We start from the raw sequence: 18,215 nt of genomic DNA, 5'->3' as shown, positions 1-18,215 counted from the left end.
CACATATGGAACGTCTAGAGTTTGGCGGGGATTCTCGCTCTCGCTACATTGCGATCGAAGCAGCTATTCACATCGCAAGATACCTCACTGTCAAGGATCTATGCAGTGGCCGCAAAGTGCTTGATGTCGCTTGCGGCGAGGGTTACGGATCCTGGCTAATCAGCAAGTGGGGCGCGAAGTCCGTGCTCGGCGTCGACATCTCGGAAAAAGCGGTCGCAAACGCAAAGAAACGCTTCAAAGCCGACGGTCTCACTTTCGAATGCGGCTCGGGCGAGAAGCTCGCCGAACTTGCGGGACCTCAGCAATTCGATTTGATCGTGTCGATGGAGACGATCGAACATGTCGACGACCCCGAACTTTTCCTTGAAAATATCAAGAGCTTGGCCAGCGACAACGCGACGATCGTTATCTCAGCCCCTAACGACTACTGGTACTACGATCGAGGTGGTTTCAATGAGTTTCACAAACGAAAGTTCACTCTGGAAGAGTTCAAGGCTTTGACCGAAAAGGTCCTTGGCAAAGCTCAATCATGGCAGTTGGGAACCCTTGGAATTGGCTTCTCCATCGCTGCTGAGAATGGCGGAGTACCTAGCGGTAACGCCGGCACCGGCCAAGATCTGATGCTTGAGTTCAAAGACATCGACTCGGCAGTGTTCGTGCCATCTCAGATCGAGAGCGACGTGCTTCCTCCCGAAGCGGCCTTCTATGTCGGCGTCTGGGGAAAACGAGCAATCCCGAGGACGATGTTTGCGGGCTATCCCGTATCGATGAACCTTGGACGGCAAGCGCTGTTTCCGAGGGATGGCATTTGGGCAATCAAGCCTGACGCGACGGACGTACTGCGAGAGACGACTGAATTGCAGAGGCTAGCTCTCAAATTGCAACAGACCGAAGCCGATCTTCATGCCGCGCAGACGGACGTACTGCGAGAGACGACTGAATCGCAGAGGCTAGCTCTCAAATTGCAACAGACCGAAGACGGTCTTCATGCCGCGCAGACGGACATATTGCGAGAGACGACTGAATCGCAGAGGCTAGCTCTCAAATTGCAACAAGCCGAAGCCGGTCTTCATGCCGCGCAGGAAGAACTGCATTTTGCGAAGAAGGAAAATGAGCGGCTTGGTATGTCCCGGCGAGCAGCACAGGCCGAAGTCGCATCAGTATGGCGAGCTTTGGAGAAGTGCGAGCGAGAGCGTGACGCAACCACTACTCGTTTCAACGGTGAAGTTCAGGAGCTTTCTGAGCAGTTAGATAGCAGCCACCAAGAGATTCGGCGTCTGATAAGTTCCGTGAACGCTGCGAACGCTCACTTGGCGGGTGTTCCTTGGAATATCGTCAGAGCGTGGTGGATGATTAGGAAGTTTGTCCCAGATTTTGTCCTTCGATTCGTTGGACTTGTCTTGAACTCTATGCGACGTAGCCATGCTCGATAATACCGATACATTGGAGATGGGCCTCGAAGCGAGGCCGTACATCACACACAGGCACCATGAGTTTCTGAACGCGGACTCCGGAAGGCGCGAAGGACCAAATATCGGCCTGAATGGTGAACATCTCACCATTACCTTTCTTTCGTTGAACCGCAGCAAGCTATCGATCAAACTCTGCAGATCTATTGCTGAGCACATACCCGATTTCGCGGGAGAGCTTCTCGTCATCGATAATGGATCGACGGAAGAAGAGCGCGAGACCTTGCGCCGGTATCTGCATGGCATGCCGTATCGCTGGCGGATAGAAGAACTCGGCGACAACTTCGGCGTCGCCGGCGGACGGAACCGGACGATGCCTCACGTCCGTACGGAATGGGTGATGAGTCTGGATAACGATGTCTACCTCATCAAGAATCCGCTTGCCCAGTTGCAAACCGACATCGCTCTCCTGGGCTGTCACTTCATGACGATGGCAGTCCTCAACGAAGACGCCAAGACTAACTTCATTCGCGGCGGCCACTTGTATCTGAACTTCGACATGGACGACTTCATCGTCGGAGGAGGAAGCGCGCACCGCCCGAGTTACACGGGTCAGGACGGCCCAGGATACCTGGCGACGTTCATGTCGGGCTGCGCTTCTGTTTTTAAGAAAGACACCTTTGTCGCGCAGGGTGGTTTTGACGAAGGGATGTTCGTTGGTTTCGAAGACTTCGAATTCTCAGTCCGGCTGTTTCGAGCCGGCCTGAAGGTGGGAGCAAGCGACGTTCGCGCACTCGTTCACGATCACTTGAAGCCGACAACTTCCGATGATATTGACTACGAGCGAGCCAGATTTGCTCGCCGGCGCCTCGAAGCCGCAGCCGAGTACTTTGAGAAGAAGCACGGGTACAAGGTCTGGACGGACGGTGTCGATGACTGGATCCGGCAGCGAGAGCTCGAACTCGGGCTGGATGTTCACCGCAAGAACGCTTCGGCGTCGAAGCCGAGAAATGGAACCACCTCGAAACCTCGCGTCGCATTGATTGTCGACACTAACAGTTGGGCGTTGGCGAATATCGCCAATGAGATCGTCAAGCACGTCTCCGACGAGTTCGAATTCGACGTTCTTACGTTTCAAGACGTGGCACAGCCAACGCTCCTTCTCGAGATGACGAAAGACCATGACCTTGTCCACTACCTGTGGCGCGAACCTCTGTCACTCGTGAACGAGCCTTGGGAGCGCGCACGGATAGACCGGATTTACGGAAACTGGAACAACTTCGTTACGGAAGTCATCTCGCCACGACCCGTGACGTTGACAGTCTTCGACCACCTCTTTCTCACTCCTGGCGAGGTTCACCACCGAACTCCCATGTTCGTTGAGTTGGCCAACGGCTATTCGGTCAGTTCCAAGAGACTGAAAGAGATCTATCAGAAGCTTCCGGGTTATCCTTTTCCTGATATTGAAACGCCCGACGGCGTTGACCTTCTTAGATTCAAGCCAGCAAATCTTGAGCGTTTCTCCGGAGGTCCAGACCGGCCGCTGCGAATTGGCTGGTCAGGAAATAGCGCTTGGGGCGCACACACGGAAGAAGGTCGCGTGCGGGATCCGAAAGGCTTCCACACCATTCTCAGACCAGCCTTGCAGATCCTCGTAGACCGGGGAGTCGCGTTCGAAGAATTCTTCGCGGATCGCCAGATCCGGCATATTTCTCACGATAGGATGCCGCAGTATTACAACTCGGTAGATGTATTGGTCTGCTGTTCGGAAGCGGAAGGAACGCCAAACCCGGTCCTTGAGGCTATGGCTTGTGGCGTGCCTGTAGTAACGACGGACGTCGGCATCGTCCCCGAAGCTTTTGGGCCGAAGCAGAAGCAGTTCATTCTTCGAGAACGCAGTCCCGTCGCGCTTGCAAACGCACTTGAAGTTTTGGCAAAGTCGGAACAGAAACGTCAAGAGCTATCTACCGAGAATTTGCAATTCATCAAACGCTGGGACTGGAGCATTCGGACCGACGCCTATCGACGCCTGTTCCGTCACCACATCAACGCGCGGCAAATTACACGACAGATCGCCGGCTAGGCACCATCGCGAATCCTCCACCTTTCGGGAGACAACTAGCGGAATCGAGCGCTCATCAAGTGATGCACAGACTTTTGGTTTCCTGATGCACGGTCAGCATTTTTCAGTTCTCGTTCATCGCGACGCCTACACCGCGGTACGCCACTTGCATGTAGCGAACCGATGCGCGCCCGGCGTTCAAGGATAAGACCCTTTCATGCTGGCCGCACTACGATTTCCGCACACAACGAAAAAAGGAGAAGTCGATGACGCTAATCATCTATCTCGTAGGCTGGCTGATTTTCATAGGCGGCGTATCGTGGGCGCTGGTCGCGATGCACGTGTCGCAGCACACGATCATGATCGTCGCCGTCATCATGCTCGGCATCGCCGTGATCACGGGCGCGACGCGGGCGCGCAACCGCGACCGGTCCTGACACGCGTTCAAACGCGCCGCCTTGACGGGCGGCGCACGACGCATCACATCACATCACGACGCGAGCGCCGGCCGCGTCCTGTATCAGCGTGACGAGTTCGTCGGGATGCACGGGCTTGGTCATGAAATGCTGGAAACCCTCGCCGATGCTGCGCAGACGGTATTCGTCGCCGTCATGCCCGGTCAGCGCGATCGCCACGGACGGCGGCAGATTTCCGCGTATTTCGTGATCGCGCAAACGTTGGATGAGATAAAAACCGTCCATCTCGGGTAAATCGAGATCGCAGATCACCGCATCGGGAAGATGCTCGATCGCCGCTTGCGCGCCGTCTTCGGCGTCGGCTACGGCGATGACTTCAGCGCCTTCTTCCTGCAGCAACATCTGCAGGGACGCCCTGCTCTCCGGATCGTCTTCGATCAGCACGATCCGCATATGCCCCAGTCTTGCTACTTCGCTCATGATGTTCTTTTCAACTGCCAAAAACGGAATTCTCGCGGAGGTCTCCAGCTTGTCGCCGCCGCGCGCACATCGCGCGCAATTGATTGACACGAAAACGCGGCGGGAATTCCGAACGCACCGCTATTTACGCCGCGTGTGCGCCGGTGCGGAACGCCTCGCGGTATCGGCAGCGGCGGGGCGCAATGTCGTCCGTTCGCTGCGTGCCTCAAAGAGCAAAATCCGGACCGGCTTGCATGCATTTCCCGCGAGCGCCATGTCCGGCGGGCGTTCCCGCCTGCGCGCGCCCGTCGAATCGACGAAACGGGCGCACGACCGTGTAATTCCGGCACCAGCCGCGCCCTGATTTCCCGTCAGACGTTTGCTTCCCGCGCGGAATCGGGGCGCGACGCGGCGGCCGTCCCCGCCTGCAAAAGCGCGCGATATTCGCTCGGCGTGATGCCCACCGTCGCCTTGAACTGGCGCGTGAAGGCGCTGTGGTCGGTGTAGCCGCACAGCGCGGCGACGTCGGTGACTTTCTCCTGCGAAACGAGCAGCGCCGTGGCCGCGTCGAGCCGCGTCTTCAGCAGAACCTGACGCGGCGTCAGATGAAAGACCTTGTGAAAATAACGCTCCAGTTGCGCGATCGACATGTTCGCCATGTGCGCGAGCTGCCGCATGTTGAGCGGCTGCACGTAATTTTCCTGAATGTGCTGCACCACCGCCGCGAGCCGGCTGTAGGCCGGATGCGTGCCCTCGGCCGCCTGCAAGTCGCGCGAAATGCCCGCGAGCCCGACGATGTCCCCGTGCCTGTCATGCAGCGGCTGCTTGCAGGTCATGCACCAGCCGGGCTCGCGCCCCGGATAGAGATGCAGTTCGAGCTGATCGATGAGCTGATGCCCCTGCGCGATGATCGCCTGATCCTGCGCCGTGTAGATGCGTCCGAAGCGCCGCGGGAACACATCTTCCGCGGTTTTGCCGAGGAGCGCCGATTTGTCGTCCTTGTGGCCGCAGCGTCGCGCGAGCGTGCGATTGACCATCGCATAGCGCGCGTCGCGGTCCTTCACGAAGAACACGATATCGGGCATCGCGTCGAATACCGGCGCGAGCAGCGCGAAATGCGCGAGCATCTCGGAGAACGTCGATGCGGTTTGCGCGACCGACGCCGTGCTGGTCATGAGAGCCGTCATGCGTGAAGAGTCGGATTGCGCTCGATGGAATGGGAAGCAAGCGATTATAGGAGCGCGCACGCGCGGTCGAAATTGGCGCTCGCCCCACTATCGAACGATCGGTTCGGCGTGATCGCGCGCGGCGATCAGCGTGTCGATGCGCGCGGGCGCGAACGGCGGGCGCGCCGCCGCACGCGGCCAGCCGAAATACACCGACGCCGCCTCGCCGCACACGCGCCCCTGGCATCGTCCCATGCCGCAGCGCGTGTGCAGTTTGGCGTCGCGCCAGTCGGTATGCGCGGCGACCGCGCCGACCGGCACGTCTTCGCAGCGGCACAGCAAGGTGTCCGGCGACGGCATCGCGCGCGCCTCGTCGCCCAGCTCGAACGCCCGCGCCACGCGCCGCGCGAACGCACGCCAGCGATCGCGCTCGCGCACGAGACGCGCGATCTGCGCATCGGCGGCCGCGCCGAGCGCCGCGTGCGCCGCCAGCGCCCCTTCGACGCTCGCCAGCTCCATGCCGCCGATGCCCGTGCATTCGCCCGCCGCGAAGATATCGGCTTGCGACGTGCGCTGGGTGTCGTCGACCGTGATCGCGCCTTCGTTTTCGTCGGTGGCGCAGCCGAGCGCGAGCGCGAGCGTCGCGTTCGGCACGAGTCCGTAACCGCACGCGACGCGGTCCGCGGCGAGCGTCGTTTCACGTCCCTTCGCGCGGATCGTGACCGCTTCGACGCGCGCATCGCCATGCGCTTTCACGACCACGCTGCCCGTCCGATACCGCACCGTGCCGAGCGCGGCGGCCTGCGCCAGCTTGCCCGGCGTCAGCGCCAGCGACGCGACGAAGCGCGCGACGCGCGCAAGCGGCGCCTGCTCGATCACCGCGACGACGTGCGCGCCGTGGCGGCGGGCGGTATCGGCGGCCGCGAGCAACAGCGGCCCGCTTCCCGCGACGACGATGCGCTCGCCGCGCACCGGCATCCCGCCCTTGACGAGCGCCTGCAAGCCGCCCGCGCCCGTGACGCCAGGCAGCGTCCAGCCGTCGAACGGCAAGAGCCGCTCGCGCGCGCCGGTGGCGAGGATCAGCTTCGAATACGCGAGCGCGACCGGCGCGCCGTCGCGTTCCAGCATGAGGCGCTTGCCGCCGGGCGCGGCGGCGACTTTCGTCGCGTTCATCGCGACAAGGTTCGCGTGCGTGCGGGCGTCATCGAGCCATTCGCGCAACGGCGTGGCGGGTGCGAGCGTCGGGCCTTGCCGCCAGATCTGTCCGCCCGGGCGCGGATTGTCGTCGACGAGCACGACGCGCACGCCCGCTCGCGCCGCCACCCGCGCCGCGTTCAGCCCCGCCGGTCCCGCGCCGACGATCGCGATATCACAGGTTTCGACCTTCATCGCATCGTCTCGATGGACAGGCCGTCGCGACACACCGTCTGACAGCCGAGCACGTGCGCGCGGCCGTCGACGCTCACGCGGCATTCGTGACACACGCCCATGCCGCACAGCGCGGCGCGCGGCTCGCCGGTGACGGAACGCCGCGTCGCGCCGATGCCGCGCATCGCGATTGCGGCGGCAACTGTCGTGAAAGCGGGCACGGCGAGCGCTTCGCCGTCGATGGTCACGCGAACGAGTTCAGCCATCGGCGTGCTCCTTCGCGAACCGTTGCGCAGAGAAAGCGTGGATGTCGGGCATGTCGAAAGGCACAGGCTCGCCGAGCATCTGAGCGGCGATGAGTTGCGCCGTGCCGAGCGATGTCGTCACGCCGAGCCCTTCGTGGCCCGTGGCGAGCCACAGCCGGTCTCCGGGAAAGCGCGCCGGGCCGATCAGCGGCAGACCGTCGGGCGTCGCGGCACGAAAGCCCGTCCACGCGCGGATCGCATCGAGCGCGCCGATGCCCGGCAGATAGTGCGACGCGCGCGAGAGCATCGCGCCGAGCACGTCGATTTCGACGGCGGGATCGAGCGTGCCGAACTGCCGCGACGAGCCGATCAGCAGTTGTCCCGTCGGGCGCGCCTGCGCGTTGAACGCCACCGATGTGCCGCGCGCGTGATGCGCGCTCTTGATGTAGCCGAGCTCCAGCACCTGATGACGAAGCATGCCCGGATAACGATCGGTGATGAGCAAATGTCCTTTCTTCGCTTCGATCGGCACGCCCGCGATCAGCTCCGGCGCCGCGAGCCCGTTCGCGACAACCACATGCGCGGCCATGCGCTGCTCGCCGTTCGCGAGCGTGACGCTGGCGTGCGCGCCGCCGGCATCGACGGCGCGCACGGCGCAGCCGGTCGAGACGCGGATGCGTGGCGAACTCGTCAGCAGAAACTGCGCCGCGCAGGGCGCGTACACGATGGCGTCGTCGTCGATCAGGAGGCCGCCATGCATCGCGTGGCTCACCGCCGGTTCGGCTTCGCGCAGCGCGGCGCGGTCGAGCAGGTGGGCGCGCACGCCCGCCGCGGCGAAGGCGTCGCGCATCGCGCGGGCGGCGTCGAGCTCTTCCTCGTCCTCGGCGACCCAGACCGTGCCGCAGCGCGTGAACGCATCGCGCTCGCGCAACTGCGGGCCGAGCGCATGCCACAGTTCGCGCGAAGCGCGCGCCAGCGCGAATTCGGCGGGCGAGTCGTTCATCACGACGATGTGGCCCATGCCCGCCGCCGTCGCGCCGCCGCCGATGCCGCGCGCCTCCAGCACCTCGACCGTCAGGCCGCGCGCCGCGAGTTCCGCCGCGCACGCTGCCCCGACGATGCCGCCGCCGACGACGATCACGTCCGCCGTCATAGGCCTTTCATGAACGGATCGCGCTCGTCGAACACGAGCCGGCCTTCGCCCATGATGTGCGCGTGGCCCGTGATGGTCGGTACGAGCAGTTCGCTGTCCATCACGTAACTGCCCTCGAACACGCTGCCGATGATGCTCTCCTGCCGCCACACCGCGCCCGGCGCGAGCAGATCGTCCGCGGCGAGGCACGCGAGCTTCGCGCTCGTGCCGGTGCCGCACGGCGAGCGGTCGTAGGCGCTGCCAGGACACAGCACGAAGTTGCGGCTGTCCACGCCCTCAACCGGCGAATCCGCGAACAACTCGATATGGTCGATGTAAGCGCCATCCGCGCCGGCGATGCCTTGCGCGTGCAGCGCATCGCGGATCGCCTCGGTGAACGCGGTCAATTCCGCGATGCGCGCGGGCACGAGTTCGCGCCCGTGATCCGCGACGAGAAAAAACCAGTTGCCGCCCCACGCGACGTCGCCGGTGAGCGGGCCTTGCCCCGGCACGTCGATCGTCACGGCGCGCGCGTGCCGGTACGCGGGCACGTTGCGCACGCTGACGCTGCCGTTCGCGTTGAGCGTGGCGTCGACCGGGCCGACGGGCGTGTCGATCCGATGCCGCCCCGGCGCGATCCGCCCCGCATGCGCCAGCGACGCCACAAGCCCGATCGTGCCGTGCCCGCACATGCCGAGATAGCCGACGTTGTTGAAGAAGATGACGCCCGCCGCCGCGCCGGGATCGTCGGGCTCGCACAGCAGCGCGCCGACCATCACGTCGGAGCCGCGCGGCTCGGTCACGATGGCGCGCCGCCAGTCGTCGAAACGCGTGCGAAACGTGTCGAGACGCTGCGCGAGCGTGCCTGCGCCCAGATCCGGGCCGCCCGCGGTCACGAGGCGCGTCGGTTCGCCGCCCGTGTGCGAGTCGATGATGTCGATGGTTTTCATGCCGCCTATCGTAGAAACGCGCGCGGCGAGCGTCTTGAAGCGGCTTCGCCGTTTCGATGACGAAATCGGCATAGTCGCGGCGCGCGTTCGGGCGGCCGGGAACCGGTGTGCGGAGGCTATGCCGAAATCGGCACGCGGCGCGCGCGAAACGCGCAAGACGCCCGAATTTACGGTACTTACACTGCGTACCGTTCCAATCATTTCGGAGACTCGCCGTGACGCATATCTGGGAAGGCGTGATGCCCGCCGTGACCACCAAGTTCAACGCCGATTTCAGCATAGATCGCGCATGGACCGCGAAGAATATCGACGCGCAGATCGAAGCCGGCGTCGATGGCATCATCGTGTGCGGATCGCTCGGCGAAGCCTCGACGCTCTCGCTCGACGAGAAGCTCGACGTGCTCGACATCGCCGTGGACGCCGCGCGCGGCCGCGTGCCGGTGCTGCTGACGATTGCGGAGAACAGCACGCTCGACGGCTGCCGCCAGGCCGAACGCGCCGCGCGCCACGGCGCGGCGGGCTATATGGTGTTGCCCGGCCTGCGCTATCTCTCGGACCGGCGCGAGACGCTCAATCACTTCCGCATGGTCGCGGATGCGAGCCCGCTGCCGCTGATGGTCTACAACAATCCGCTTGCCTATGGCGTCGATGTCACGCCGAAGATGTTCGCCGAGCTGGCCGAAGACCGCAAATTCGCCGCCATCAAGGAATCGAGCGGCGACGTGCGGCGTATCACCGATCTCATCAACGAGACGGGCGACCGGTACGCGCTCTTCTGCGGCGTGGACAATCTGGCCATGGAAGCGATCCTGATGGGCGCGCAAGGCTGGGTGGCCGGTCTCGTCTGCGCGTTCCCGCGTGAGACGGTTGCGATCTACAAGCTGATCCGCGCGGGGCGCGTCGAGGAAGCGCGCGCGATCTACCGGTGGTTTGCGCCGCTGCTCGCGCTCGATGTGTCGCACAAGCTCGTGCAGAACATCAAGCTGGCCGAGGCGATCGTCGGTCTTGGCACCGAGCCGGTGCGCCCGCCGCGCCTGCCGCTCGCGGGCGAGGAGCGCAAGGAAGTCGAAGCGCTGATCCGGCACGGCATCGAAACGCGCCCGGCGCTGCCGAGCTTCTGAAAACCCTCGGCGCAAATGAAAAATGCCGTCATCGCGACGGCATTTTTCGTTGATACGGCGTCAGACCTTAAGCGGCGATCTGCGCCCGCTCGGGATCGGCGTGCTCGCCGCCGCTGTCCTCGCCTTCATCGTAAAGATGCAGCAGGCGATAGCCGCTCTTGTAGACCGGCTGCAAGCGGAAGTTGTTGACCGGCTCGATTTCGAGCGCGAGTCGCAGGCGCGACACGTGACTGTCGATAGTACGCGTGGTTTCACGGAACTCGCGGCCCCAGACCATCGCGAAAATATGATCGCGCGACAGCACGCGGCCGATGTTCGAGAAGAACAGTTGCGCGAGACGGAATTGCGTGCCGCTCAGTTGAACCGGCTTGCCGCGCACGGTGACGGTTTGCTGGCGGGCGTCGAAGCGGTACGGACCGACTTCCAGGCACGCGCTGGTCGTGGCGGGATAGGCGCGGCGCAGGAGCGCTTCGATTCGCGCGCCGAATTCGCCCGGACGGATCGGATAGACGACGTAGTCGTCCGCGCCCGCGGTCAATGCGCACACGATGTTGTGCTCGGCGCCGTCCGGCGTCGCGAACAGAACGGGCACGCGCTCGCCGAAGCTCGAACGCACCGATTTCAGCAGGTCGAGACCGCACAGGCCCGTGGAATTCCAGTCGAGAATCAGCAGATCGACGGTGGAGCGGGAAAGCGCTTTCGACAGCACGAGGCCATCGCCGAACGTCACGCAGCTGTGGCCGAGTCGTTTCACGACGTCGCTGATGAGATTTCTATAACTTGGGTCGGTTTGCAAAACGGCGACGCGCATGGTGTCTAACCTGATGAGTCCGAGGGGGACATGGGGCAGATGCCGCACTTTCGTGCGCTCGCCGGGCGTCCCGTCGCGGGATGAGACGGGGGATTCATGCAGCGAATTCTGGGCACCGGTGCCCCCCTTTCCCATCGGACTCGTCCGAATTGTCAACGCATGTGACGGCGCGCTCACCGCCGCCCGTGGCGTCCGATGCGCGCCACTCATCTCAAAAAAGAACGGTTTTGCGCTTTTGCGGCGGCTTTCATCCTGTAACATGCCGCCTTCGGCTCTAAAGTTCCCGCTGCCGCCGTTTTACCGAAACGTCGCGCGGCAAGCTGCGCCGCGACTGTCCGTCGCAGCCCGCAGCGCGGACGGCGGGCGGCGGCTTTCGAATCCGCGCCCGACCCACGCTCCGCGTCCACCCGGCGCGTTTCATCGATCCCGCAGGGCAAAGCCTCGTCCTACCGCGCGTCTCGCGTGGCTTTTCCACTCACGGGTTTTCTTTTCGATGCAGGCAACACCTCTGTCCGACGCGCCCCGCGCGGCCGGCCGTGCGCTCACGCGCGGCGATTACAAGACACTCACGCTGGCCGCGCTCGGCGGCGCGCTCGAGTTCTACGACTTCATCATCTTCGTGTTCTTCGCGCCGGTCATCGGCCAACTGTTCTTTCCGCCCGCCATTCCCGACTGGCTGCGCCAGTTGCAGACCTTCGGCATCTTCGCGGCGGGCTATCTCGCGCGGCCGCTCGGCGGCATCGTCATGGCGCACTTCGGCGACCTGCTCGGCCGCAAGCGCATGTTCACGCTCTCCGTCCTGCTGATGTCCGTGCCGACGCTCCTGATGGGCCTTCTGCCCACTTACGCGTCGATCGGGCTGATGGCGCCCGTGCTGCTGCTTCTGTTTCGCGTGATGCAGGGCGCGGCCGTCGGCGGCGAAGTGCCGGGCGCATGGGTCTTCGTCTCCGAGCACGTGCCCGGACGGCATGTCGGCTATGCGTGCGGCACGCTCACGGCCGGCCTCACGGCGGGCATCCTGCTCGGCTCGCTGATCGCCACGACGATCAACAAGAGCTTCGCGCCCGCCGAAGTCGCGGATTTCGCGTGGCGTCTGCCGTTCCTGCTCGGCGGCCTTTTCGGTCTGTGCTCGGTCTATCTGCGCCGCTGGCTGCATGAAACGCCGGTCTTCGCCGAGCTGCAACAGCGCAAGGCGATCGCGGCGGAGATTCCGCTCAAGGCCGTGCTGCGCGATCACGGGCGCGCGGTCGTCGTCTCGATGCTGCTTACGTGGATGCTCTCGGCAGCGATCGTCGTCGTGATCCTGATGACGCCGACGCTCCTGCAGAAGCAGTTTCACATCGCCCCGGCGACGGTGCTCGTCGCGAATTGCGCGGCGACGCTCTGTCTCACGATCGGCTGCGTGCTCGCGGGCGCAATCGCGGGCCGCATCGGCGCGGGCAAGACGATTTTCGTCGGCGGCATGGCGCTCGCCGTGTCCTACTGGCTGATGTTCCAGCAAGTCGCGCTCGACGCCTCCGTGCTGCTGCCGTGGTATGCGCTCGCGGGCTTTTTCGTCGGCGTGATCGGCGCGATTCCGTTCGTGATGGTGAAGTCGTTCCCGCCGGCCGTGCGCTTCTCCGGCATCTCGTTCTCTTACAACGTCGCGTATGCGGTGTTCGGCGGGCTCACGCCGATCGTCGTTTCGCTGATGATGAAATCGAGCCCGATGGCGCCCGCGCTCTATGTCGGCGCGCTGTGCGTGGTCGGCGCGCTGACGACGCTTTTCATCAAGCAAACGCGTTAAGTCTCGTCGCACATCATGGCGCGCCGTTCACGCGGCGCGCCATTTTTCATTTGCCTTTCACGTTTCATCGCAGGCCGAAACATCGAACGCGCGCCGTGCGTACGATGACCGGCATGAACTCGAACCTTTCCTCCTCCGCGACGCATCTGTCCGTGCGACAGATCCTCGTCGTCACGGCGACCAGCGTCGGCTTCGTCGTCTCTCAACTCGATGTCTCGATCGTCAATGTCGCGCTCGCGAGCCTCGGCCACGATCTGCGCGCGAACGTCGCGAGCCTGCAATGGACCATCGACAGTTACGCGCTCGCGTTCGCCGCGCTGATGCTCTCCGCGGGCGCGCTCGGCGACCGCTTCGGCGCGCGGCGCATGTTCACGGGCGGACTCGCGCTCTTCGCGCTGGCGTCGCTCGCGTGCGCCTTTTCGCGCGATGCGCCGCAACTGATCGCCGCGCGCGCGCTGCAAGGCGTCGGCGCCGCGGCCATGCTGCCGAACTCGCTCGCGCTCCTGAACGCCGCATGCGGCCATGACCGGCGCATCCGGGCACGCGCGGTCGGCTTGTGGACGGCGGCGGGCGCGGTGTCGATCGCGGCGGGCCCGATCGTCGGCGGCGTGCTGATCGCGGCCTTCGGCTGGCGCAGCATCTTCTGGGTCAATCTGCCGCTCTGCGCGGCGGGCATCGTCGCGACCTTGCTCTGGGTGGACGCGCCGAAAAACGATCGCGAACATGCGCGCGGCATCGACCTGCCCGGCCAGGCGCTCGCGATCGTCGCGCTCGCGGCGCTGGTCGGCGCGGTGATCGAGATGCGTCCGCTCGGGGCCGCGCATCCGTTCGTGATCGGCGGGTTCGTGCTGGCGCTGGCGGCGGGCGGCGCGTTCATCGCCGTCGAGCGCGGGAGCCGCGCGCCGATGCTGCCGCTCGCGCTCTTCGCCGAGCGCACGTTCAGCGCGGCGGTGGTCTTCGGCATCGGCGTGAATCTCACCTATTATGGGATGGTGTTCGTGCTGAGCCTGTATCTGCAACGGGTGCTCGGCCATACGCCCTTGCAGACCGGCCTCGCGTTCCTGCCGCTGACGGGCGGCTTCCTGATCTCGAACCTCGCGAGCGGTCCCGTGGTGGCGCGCTTCGGCTCGCGCGGCCCGATGATCTTCGGCGCGTTGCTCGATGCCGCCGGTTTTGCCGCGCTCGCTTTCGTCGATGCGACGACGCCCACCGCAGCGCTGCTCGTGCCTTTCCTGCTGATTCCATCCGGCATGGGCCTCGCCGTCCCCGCGATGACGACCGCGCTGCTCGGCACCGTCGGCCAGCAACGCGCGGGCACGGCCTCGGCGGTGCTCAACACGGCGCGGCAGGCGGCGGGCGCGATCGGCGTCGCGGCGTTCGGCGCGCTCGCGGGTCACGGCGACAATGCGGCGGGCGCGGCGCAGATCGTCGAGGCGGTGCGCTGGTCGGCGGGGATGTCCGTCGTGCTGCTGCTTTGCGCCGCGCTGACGGCGCGCCACGTGAGCAATCCGGCGGCGCGCACAGACGATGCGAAGCGTGCGCGCGGCCCGGTCGCGGACCAAGCGGATTGAGCGCGAGCGATGGCGGGAACGCCCGTTGCATCGCTCGGGCGAAGCGCTCCGGAAACGAGCCGAACGGGCCGGAGCGCGCCATCTTCCTGAGGAGAACACCATGTCGACGATGCCCCGCTCCCCCGAGGAGCCGCTTGAACCGGACCCGGACAAGCTGCTCGACCCGGACGCCCCGCCGAACCCGGACGATCCGGACATGCCCGACGGCCCGGATTCGGCGACGCCGATGGTGCCCGCCGATCCGAAAAACGGCGAGCCGCGCATGTGAGCCGCCAGCGCAATAAGCGCGCATAAGGCAATGCCCGCGCGGCTCGACGAGCCGCGCGGGCATCTTTTCTTCCTGCGCCGGAAAACGCCTATAGGCTCGTGGTCTGCACGGCGCCGGTTTCCAGCGCGCGCTCGATCAGCGCTTCCTGCTGCGCCTTGCGTACGGCATCGGCGACGAGGGACGCGGGCGCTTCCACTTCGGCCTTGATCGCGCCGATGATGCCGTCCGCTTCGACGATCACGAGCGACTCCGCCGAATCCGCCCGGCTGATGATCACACGCGCCGGCCCGCCGCCTTCCGCGAGACTCGCGCAGAACTGCATCTTTTGCCCGCCGATTACTTGCTCGAATGTTTGAATCATCGCTGTCTTCCGCGTTGGTTGGACAAAAGCTGACAAAGGCCGCGCATGCTCCGAGCGGCCCGTCTTCTCATAGATTCGCACCTTGACGCCAGGTTCAATTCTGTAAGCATGCGCGACGCGGCGCAAGCTCAGCGTCGTGCGTCGGCCAGGGCGCGCAGAATATCGGCGGTGGCGTCGTCGGCGGGAAAGAAGGCTTCGATCGCAAGTTCCGACAACGTGATATCGACGGGCGTGCCGAAAACGGTCGTCGTGCTGAAGAACGACAGGACGCCGTGCGGCGTGCGCATGCGCAAGGGCACGACGACCGGATCGGCGTCGCCGCGCGATGCGTGCCGCGCATGCGCGGGCGCGGGATACGCGCCGAGTTCCGCGAGCAGCGCGGCGAGCGTCGCATCGCCCGAAACTTCGACCTGCCGGGAAAGCCGCGCGAGCAGATGCGCGCGCCATTCGTGCCAGTTCTCGATGACATTCGCGAGGCCTCGCGGATGCATCGACAGGCGCAGCACGTTCACCGGCGGCGCGAGCAGTTCCGCATGCGCCGAGGCGACGAGCGGCGCGAGCGCCGCGTTGGCCGCGATCATCGTCCAGTGGCGATCGACGGCGAGCGCGGGATACGGCTCGTGCCCTTTCAGCACGAGATCGACCGCGCGCCGCGCCGCCGCGAGTTGCGGATCGGCGAGCGTGCGCTCGCGATAAAGCGGCGCATAACCGGCCGCGACCATCAGTGTGTTGCGCTCGCGCAGCGGCACCTCGAGCTGCTCGGCGAGGCGCATCAGCATGTCGCGGCTCGGCAGCGAGCGGCCCGATTCGACGAAACTCAGATGGCGCGTGGAAACGTCCGCCACGCCGGCGAGATCGAGCTGGCTCATGCGCCGGCGCTGACGCCATTCGCGCAACAGCGTGCCGACGGTCGATTGAACGATGGGAGCAACGAGGGTCGAGTTCATGCGACCGATGTTAGTCGATGCCCCGCGCACGATCCATTACCTGCGACGTCAAGGCGAACGGACGTAAGATTTGCCGCGCAAACATTTGCGCAGAAAAACTTGCGCGCCACACCCTTAAACTTCGGCCATTTCGAGCCGATAAGCCCCACAACAAGCGAACAATGCGTCGCGAGTCGTGCGCGTCTCAAGCCCGAGCGCGCACTGCCCGCGGCGCCCGGACATCTGCGGAGAAAACATGTTTGTCATCATCGGATGGGTGGTGGTCATCGGCTCGGTGATCGGAAGCTTCATCGGCGTCGGCGGCCACCTCGCCGCGCTCGTGCAACCGTTCGAGCTGCTGTGTATTTTCGGCGCGGCAATCGGCGCGTTCGTCGTATCGAATCCTACGGCCACGCTCAAGAAAACCTTGCAGTCGATTCCGAAGGCGTTCAAGGGCGGCGGCTACACGAAAGAGAAATACGTCGCGCTGATCGCGCTGCTTTACGAACTGCTGCAAAAGGCGCGCAAGGAAGGAATGATGGCGCTCGAAGCCGATGTCGACGCGCCCGAATCGAGCCCGGTCTTCCAGAAGTACGAGCATGTGATGGCGGATCATCATCTGCTCGATTTCATCGTCGACTATTTGCGCATGATGTCGGCGGGCAATGTCAACGCGCTCGAAATGCAGGACCTGATGGACGAAGAGCTCGAGACGCATCACACCGAAAGCTCGGTGGCCGCGAACGCGATCCAGAAGATGGCCGACGGCCTGCCCGCGTTCGGCATCGTCGCCGCGGTGATGGGCGTCGTGCACACGATGGGCTCGGTGGGCGCCGCGCCCGCCGTGCTCGGCGAAATGATCGCGGGCGCACTGGTCGGCACGTTCCTCGGCATTCTGCTGGCGTACGGCTTCATCGGCCCGCTCGCGGACCTGCTCAATGCGAAGGGCGCGGCCGAAGCCAAGCCGTTCCAGTGCGTGAAGTCCGTGCTGCTTGCATCGATGAACGGCTACGCCCCGACGATCGCCGTCGAGTTCGGCCGCAAGGTGCTGTTCACCGCCGATCGCCCGAGCTTCAAGGAACTCGACGACGCGGTGCGCGCGACCAAGATGCCGAAGGCGGCGAGCTAAGACGAGATGAGCCACGAGGAACACGCACATGGCTGAGAAACCCTCACGCGATCCGCTGCAATCCGTGCTTGCGCCCACCGTCGTGGTGAAGCGCAAGAAGAAGGCGCACGGCCACGGTCATCACGGCGGCGCATGGAAGATCGCCTATGCCGACTTCGTCACGGCGATGATGGCGTTCTTTCTGCTGATGTGGCTGCTCGGCTCGACGTCGAAGTACGACAAGGAAGGCATCGAGCAATACTTCAACACGCCGCTCTCCGCGCTGTTCGGCAACGACGGCGGCGCGTCGGCGCACACGAGCGTCATCACGGGCGGCGGCAAGGATTTGTCGAGCACGCGTCCCGGCGAAGGCAAGAAGAGCCAGACGCAGCCTGTACCGCAAAGCATCGCGCGCGCGGCCGTCGCGATGGATGATCTGCAGAAGTTGCAGCAACTCAAGCAGAAGCTCATGGCGCTCATCGAGCAAATGCCCGCGCTGCGCGCATATAAGGACCAGATTCGCATTGCGATCACGAGCGAAGGCTTGCGCATCGAGATCGTCGATTCGCTCAAGCGGCCGATGTTCGCTTCGGGCAGCTTCAGGCTCGAAAGTTATGTGACGACGATTCTGACGAACATCGGCGCATCGCTGAACGATGTCGATAACCGCGTGTCGATCGCGGGCCATACCGACGCCGTGCCCTATTCCGGCGGTCAGGCGGGCTATTCGAACTGGGAGCTGTCGGGCGAGCGCGCGAATGCCGCACGGCGCGCGCTGGTTGCGGGCGGCATGAAGGAAAGCAAGGTGCTGCAAGTGCGCGGTCTTGCCGATGTATTGCCGCTGAATAAAGATGTCGTCGATGAGCCGACCAATCGGCGGATCAGCATTCTCGTGCTGAATAAGGCGGCCGAGCAAGCGTTCTTCCGCGATGGCGGACGCACGACGGTGGACGAGACGAAGCCTGTGGATGGCGCCATTCCGGCGGCAGTCGCGGCGAAGCCGAATGTATCGGTGGCGATGAAGTAAGGCGACACGGATAGCTTCGACGAAGCGCC

19 protein-coding genes are annotated in these 18,215 nt (G+C 64.4%); 10 read left to right on the top strand and 9 right to left on the bottom strand.

All coding sequences use genetic code 11. The features are described from left to right. Nucleotides 1-5 precede the first annotated feature (5 nt). The 3 genes from AWB70_RS19120 (at nt 6) to AWB70_RS39050 (ending at nt 3,908) form a co-directional block, all read left to right on the top strand. Nucleotides 6-1,433, top strand: a complete 1,428-nt coding sequence (locus AWB70_RS19120) for a class I SAM-dependent methyltransferase (RefSeq protein ID WP_053569534.1) — start codon at nt 6-8, stop codon at nt 1,431-1,433. Next, nucleotides 1,423-3,492 carry a glycosyltransferase gene (locus tag AWB70_RS19115; RefSeq protein WP_053569535.1) on the top strand — a complete coding sequence of 690 codons (2,070 nt, stop codon included), beginning with the start codon at nt 1,423-1,425 and terminating at the stop codon, nt 3,490-3,492. Before AWB70_RS19120 ends, AWB70_RS19115 begins: the two co-directional genes overlap by 11 nt. A gap of 245 nt (nt 3,493-3,737) precedes the next feature. Beyond that, a complete protein-coding gene (locus tag AWB70_RS39050; protein ID WP_008353559.1) occupies nt 3,738-3,908 on the top strand; it encodes a hypothetical protein in 171 nt (56 codons plus the stop codon). Nucleotides 3,909-3,956: 48 nt separating this feature from the next. Here AWB70_RS39050 and AWB70_RS19110 read toward each other — a convergent pair whose 3' ends face one another. Next, a complete protein-coding gene (locus AWB70_RS19110) occupies nt 3,957-4,367 on the bottom strand; it encodes a response regulator (RefSeq protein WP_045454560.1) in 411 nt (136 codons plus the stop codon). Here AWB70_RS19110 and AWB70_RS19105 point away from each other — a divergent pair. After that, complete coding sequence (locus AWB70_RS19105) at nt 4,366-4,710, top strand: hypothetical protein (RefSeq protein WP_053569536.1); 345 nt, start codon at nt 4,366-4,368, stop codon at nt 4,708-4,710. The genes AWB70_RS19110 and AWB70_RS19105 overlap by 2 nt on opposite strands. 7 nt (nt 4,711-4,717) lie before the next feature. Here the strand turns inward: AWB70_RS19105 and AWB70_RS19100 are convergent, their stop codons facing one another. The 5 genes from AWB70_RS19100 to AWB70_RS19080 all read right to left on the bottom strand — a co-directional run bounded on the left by AWB70_RS19100 (nt 4,718) and on the right by AWB70_RS19080 (nt 9,216). Next, nucleotides 4,718-5,533 (bottom strand): AraC family transcriptional regulator, encoded by an 816-nt coding sequence (locus AWB70_RS19100; protein WP_233387679.1) that lies wholly within the window; start codon nt 5,531-5,533, stop codon nt 4,718-4,720. 87 nt (nt 5,534-5,620) lie between these two features. Then, the gene (locus AWB70_RS19095) at nt 5,621-6,901 is read right to left on the bottom strand and encodes an FAD-dependent oxidoreductase (protein WP_053569537.1); all 1,281 of its coding nucleotides are present in this window, start codon (nt 6,899-6,901) and stop codon (nt 5,621-5,623) included. After that, nucleotides 6,898-7,146, bottom strand: coding sequence for a (2Fe-2S)-binding protein (locus AWB70_RS19090; RefSeq protein ID WP_045454567.1), 249 nt, complete (start codon nt 7,144-7,146; stop codon nt 6,898-6,900). The genes AWB70_RS19095 and AWB70_RS19090 overlap by 4 nt, the downstream gene beginning before the upstream one ends. Next, nucleotides 7,139-8,278, bottom strand: a complete 1,140-nt coding sequence (locus tag AWB70_RS19085; RefSeq protein WP_053569538.1) for an NAD(P)/FAD-dependent oxidoreductase — start codon at nt 8,276-8,278, stop codon at nt 7,139-7,141. Before AWB70_RS19085 ends, AWB70_RS19090 begins: the two co-directional genes overlap by 8 nt. Then, nucleotides 8,275-9,216, bottom strand: a complete 942-nt coding sequence (locus tag AWB70_RS19080) for a 4-hydroxyproline epimerase (RefSeq protein WP_053569853.1) — start codon at nt 9,214-9,216, stop codon at nt 8,275-8,277. Before AWB70_RS19080 ends, AWB70_RS19085 begins: the two co-directional genes overlap by 4 nt. A 206-nt stretch (nt 9,217-9,422) precedes the next feature. Between AWB70_RS19080 and AWB70_RS19075 the strand changes: the two genes are divergently transcribed. Then, nucleotides 9,423-10,328, top strand: a complete 906-nt coding sequence (locus tag AWB70_RS19075; RefSeq protein ID WP_053569539.1) for a dihydrodipicolinate synthase family protein — start codon at nt 9,423-9,425, stop codon at nt 10,326-10,328. Nucleotides 10,329-10,395: 67 nt separating this feature from the next. On the opposite strand, the gene AWB70_RS19070 is transcribed toward AWB70_RS19075, so the two are convergent. Beyond that, nucleotides 10,396-11,139 carry a response regulator transcription factor gene (locus tag AWB70_RS19070; RefSeq protein ID WP_041731746.1) on the bottom strand — a complete coding sequence of 248 codons (744 nt, stop codon included), beginning with the start codon at nt 11,137-11,139 and terminating at the stop codon, nt 10,396-10,398. A gap of 493 nt (nt 11,140-11,632) precedes the next feature. Between AWB70_RS19070 and AWB70_RS19065 the strand changes: the two genes are divergently transcribed. The 3 genes from AWB70_RS19065 to AWB70_RS38785 all read left to right on the top strand — a co-directional run bounded on the left by AWB70_RS19065 (nt 11,633) and on the right by AWB70_RS38785 (nt 14,764). Continuing rightward, a complete protein-coding gene (locus AWB70_RS19065) occupies nt 11,633-12,925 on the top strand; it encodes an MFS transporter (protein WP_053569540.1) in 1,293 nt (430 codons plus the stop codon). A 104-nt stretch (nt 12,926-13,029) separates the two neighbouring features. Beyond that, nucleotides 13,030-14,496, top strand: a complete 1,467-nt coding sequence (locus AWB70_RS19060) for an MFS transporter (protein ID WP_053569541.1) — start codon at nt 13,030-13,032, stop codon at nt 14,494-14,496. 100 nt (nt 14,497-14,596) lie between these two features. After that, a complete protein-coding gene (locus tag AWB70_RS38785) occupies nt 14,597-14,764 on the top strand; it encodes a hypothetical protein (RefSeq protein WP_156903131.1) in 168 nt (55 codons plus the stop codon). An 88-nt stretch (nt 14,765-14,852) separates the two neighbouring features. Here AWB70_RS38785 and AWB70_RS19055 read toward each other — a convergent pair whose 3' ends face one another. Next, nucleotides 14,853-15,125, bottom strand: coding sequence for a hypothetical protein (locus tag AWB70_RS19055; RefSeq protein ID WP_041731748.1), 273 nt, complete (start codon nt 15,123-15,125; stop codon nt 14,853-14,855). 128 nt (nt 15,126-15,253) lie between these two features. After that, nucleotides 15,254-16,072, bottom strand: a complete 819-nt coding sequence (locus AWB70_RS19050) for a helix-turn-helix domain-containing protein (RefSeq protein WP_053569542.1) — start codon at nt 16,070-16,072, stop codon at nt 15,254-15,256. Between the two features lie 235 nt (nt 16,073-16,307). Between AWB70_RS19050 and motA the strand changes: the two genes are divergently transcribed. Together motA and motB are read left to right on the top strand one after the other, a co-directional pair. After that, on the top strand, nt 16,308-17,180 hold the full coding sequence (gene motA / locus AWB70_RS19045) for a flagellar motor stator protein MotA (protein ID WP_014251021.1): 873 nt from the start codon (nt 16,308-16,310) through the stop codon (nt 17,178-17,180). Nucleotides 17,181-17,208: 28 nt separating this feature from the next. Further along, complete coding sequence (gene motB, locus AWB70_RS19040) at nt 17,209-18,186, top strand: flagellar motor protein MotB (RefSeq protein WP_053569543.1); 978 nt, start codon at nt 17,209-17,211, stop codon at nt 18,184-18,186. Nucleotides 18,187-18,215 lie beyond the last annotated feature (29 nt).

The sequence above is a fragment of the Caballeronia cordobensis genome (assembly GCF_001544575.2).
In the GTDB taxonomy this organism is placed as follows: domain Bacteria; phylum Pseudomonadota; class Gammaproteobacteria; order Burkholderiales; family Burkholderiaceae; genus Caballeronia; species Caballeronia cordobensis.
This window is presented reverse-complemented; position numbering and strand designations above follow the sequence as displayed.

What these genes read in the sequence shown, in the direction of transcription:
- AWB70_RS19120 (WP_053569534.1), top strand. Translation starts at nt 6, where the DNA reads ATGGAACGTCTAGAGTTTGGCGGGGATTCTCGCTCTCGCTACATTGCG.
- AWB70_RS19115 (WP_053569535.1), top strand. Translation starts at nt 1,423, where the DNA reads ATGCTCGATAATACCGATACATTGGAGATGGGCCTCGAAGCGAGGCCG.
- AWB70_RS39050 (WP_008353559.1), top strand. Translation starts at nt 3,738, where the DNA reads ATGACGCTAATCATCTATCTCGTAGGCTGGCTGATTTTCATAGGCGGC.
- AWB70_RS19105 (WP_053569536.1), top strand. Translation starts at nt 4,366, where the DNA reads ATGATGTTCTTTTCAACTGCCAAAAACGGAATTCTCGCGGAGGTCTCC.
- AWB70_RS19110 (WP_045454560.1), bottom strand. Translation starts at nt 4,367, where the DNA reads ATGAGCGAAGTAGCAAGACTGGGGCATATGCGGATCGTGCTGATCGAA.
- AWB70_RS19100 (WP_233387679.1), bottom strand. Translation starts at nt 5,533, where the DNA reads ATGACGGCTCTCATGACCAGCACGGCGTCGGTCGCGCAAACCGCATCG.
- AWB70_RS19095 (WP_053569537.1), bottom strand. Translation starts at nt 6,901, where the DNA reads ATGAAGGTCGAAACCTGTGATATCGCGATCGTCGGCGCGGGACCGGCG.
- AWB70_RS19090 (WP_045454567.1), bottom strand. Translation starts at nt 7,146, where the DNA reads ATGGCTGAACTCGTTCGCGTGACCATCGACGGCGAAGCGCTCGCCGTG.
- AWB70_RS19085 (WP_053569538.1), bottom strand. Translation starts at nt 8,278, where the DNA reads ATGACGGCGGACGTGATCGTCGTCGGCGGCGGCATCGTCGGGGCAGCG.
- AWB70_RS19070 (WP_041731746.1), bottom strand. Translation starts at nt 11,139, where the DNA reads ATGCGCGTCGCCGTTTTGCAAACCGACCCAAGTTATAGAAATCTCATC.
- AWB70_RS19065 (WP_053569540.1), top strand. Translation starts at nt 11,633, where the DNA reads ATGCAGGCAACACCTCTGTCCGACGCGCCCCGCGCGGCCGGCCGTGCG.
- AWB70_RS19060 (WP_053569541.1), top strand. Translation starts at nt 13,030, where the DNA reads ATGACCGGCATGAACTCGAACCTTTCCTCCTCCGCGACGCATCTGTCC.
- AWB70_RS38785 (WP_156903131.1), top strand. Translation starts at nt 14,597, where the DNA reads ATGTCGACGATGCCCCGCTCCCCCGAGGAGCCGCTTGAACCGGACCCG.
- AWB70_RS19055 (WP_041731748.1), bottom strand. Translation starts at nt 15,125, where the DNA reads ATGATTCAAACATTCGAGCAAGTAATCGGCGGGCAAAAGATGCAGTTC.
- AWB70_RS19050 (WP_053569542.1), bottom strand. Translation starts at nt 16,072, where the DNA reads ATGAACTCGACCCTCGTTGCTCCCATCGTTCAATCGACCGTCGGCACG.
- motA (WP_014251021.1), top strand. Translation starts at nt 16,308, where the DNA reads ATGTTTGTCATCATCGGATGGGTGGTGGTCATCGGCTCGGTGATCGGA.
- motB (WP_053569543.1), top strand. Translation starts at nt 17,209, where the DNA reads ATGGCTGAGAAACCCTCACGCGATCCGCTGCAATCCGTGCTTGCGCCC.